The sequence below is a fragment of the Planococcus maritimus genome (assembly GCF_001592825.1).
GTDB lineage: Bacteria > Bacillota > Bacilli > Bacillales_A > Planococcaceae > Planococcus > Planococcus maritimus_C.
Genome location: NZ_LTZG01000006.1, coordinates 1 through 2,292 on the forward strand (window position 1 = coordinate 1; position 2,292 = coordinate 2,292).

The following is a 2,292-nucleotide window of genomic DNA, read 5'->3' on the forward strand; positions in this document are numbered from 1 at the left end:
GGAAACGCATTTCAGTTATTGGTTAAGTCCTCGATCGATTAGTATTCGTCAGCTGCACGTGTCGCCACGCTTCCACCCCGAACCTATCTACCTCATCGTCTCTGAGGGATCTTACTTGCTTGCGCAATGGGAAATCTCATCTTGAGGGGGGCTTCGTGCTTAGATGCTTTCAGCACTTATCCCGGCCACACATAGCTACCCAGCGATGCTCTTGGCAGAACAACTGGTACACCAGCGGTGTGTCCATCCCGGTCCTCTCGTACTAAGGACAGCTCCTCTCAAATTTCCTGCGCCCGCGACGGATAGGGACCGAACTGTCTCACGACGTTCTGAACCCAGCTCGCGTACCGCTTTAATGGGCGAACAGCCCAACCCTTGGGACCGACTACAGCCCCAGGATGCGATGAGCCGACATCGAGGTGCCAAACCTCCCCGTCGATGTGGACTCTTGGGGGAGATAAGCCTGTTATCCCCGGGGTAGCTTTTATCCGTTGAGCGATGGCCCTTCCATGCGGAACCACCGGATCACTAAGTCCGTCTTTCGACCCTGCTCGACCTGTCCGTCTCGCAGTCAAGCTCCCTTGTGCCTTTACACTCTGCGAATGATTTCCAACCATTCTGAGGGAACCTTTGAGCGCCTCCGTTACTCTTTAGGAGGCGACCGCCCCAGTCAAACTGCCCGCCTGACACTGTCTCCCAAGCCGCTTAGGCTTGTGGGTTAGAAGTTCAATACAACCAGGGTAGTATCCCACCGACGCCTCCCCCGAAGCTGGCGCTCCGGGTTCTCTGGCTCCTACCTATCCTGTACAAGTTGCACCAAAATTCAATATCAGGCTACAGTAAAGCTCCACGGGGTCTTTCCGTCCTGTCGCGGGTAACCTGCATCTTCACAGGTACTATAATTTCACCGAGTCTCTCGTTGAGACAGTGCCCAGATCGTTACGCCTTTCGTGCGGGTCGGAACTTACCCGACAAGGAATTTCGCTACCTTAGGACCGTTATAGTTACGGCCGCCGTTTACTGGGGCTTCGGTTCGCACCTTCGCTTGCGCTAAGCACTCCCCTTAACCTTCCAGCACCGGGCAGGCGTCAGCCCCTATACGTCACCTTACGGTTTTGCAGAGACCTGTGTTTTTGCTAAACAGTCGCCTGGGCCTATTCACTGCGGCTCTCTCGGGCTTTAACACCCTACCAGAGCACCCCTTCTCCCGAAGTTACGGGGTCATTTTGCCGAGTTCCTTAACGAGAGTTCACTCGCTCACCTTAGAATTCTCTTCTCGCCTACCTGTGTCGGTTTGCGGTACGGGCACCTCCCGCCTCGCTAGAGGCTTTTCTTGGCAGTGTGAAATCAGGGACTCTGAGGTTAAACCTCTTGCCATCACTGCTTGATGTATGTAGAAACGGGATTTGCCTCGTTTCTCATCTCACAACTTGGACGTGCACAACCAACGGCACGCTCACCCTATCCTTCTGCGTCCCCCCATTACTCAAACGGCGGGGAGGTGGTACAGGAATATCAACCTGTTGTCCATCGTCTACGCCTATCGGCCTCGACTTAGGTCCCGACTAACCCTGAGCGGACGAGCCTTCCTCAGGAAACCTTAGGCATTCGGTGGACGGGATTCTCACCCGTCTTTCGTTACTCATACCGGCATTCTCACTTCTAAGCGCTCCACCAGTCCTTCCGGTCTGACTTCAACGCCCTTAGAACGCTCTCCTACCACGGACATCTACGATGTCCATCCACAGCTTCGGTAATCCGTTTAGCCCCGGTACATTTTCGGCGCAGTGTCACTCGACCAGTGAGCTATTACGCACTCTTTAAATGATGGCTGCTTCTAAGCCAACATCCTGGTTGTCTAAGCAACGCCACATCCTTTTCCACTTAACGGATATTTGGGGACCTTAGCTGGTGGTCTGGGCTGTTTCCCTCTTGACTACGGATCTTATCACTCGCAGTCTGACTCCCAAGTATAAATCACTGGCATTCGGAGTTTGTCTGAATTCGGTAACCCGGGATGGGCCCCTAGTCCAAACAGTGCTCTACCTCCAGGATTCTCTTCTTGAGGCTAGCCCTAAAGCTATTTCGGAGAGAACCAGCTATCTCCAGGTTCGATTGGAATTTCTCCGCTACCCACACCTCATCCCCGCACTTTTCAACGTGCGTGGGTTCGGGCCTCCAGTAAGTGTTACCTTACCTTCACCCTGGACATGGGTAGATCACCTGGTTTCGGGTCTACAACTACATACTCATTCGCCCTATTCAGACTCGCTTTCGCTGCGGCTCCGGCTT

General features: G+C 53.8%; 1 rRNA gene. It reads right to left on the reverse strand.

Annotation, left to right across the window (positions count from 1 at the left end):
* Nucleotides 1–18: 18 nt before the first annotated feature.
* Nucleotides 19–2,292 (reverse strand): 23S ribosomal RNA (locus AY633_RS08680); the annotation flags it as partial.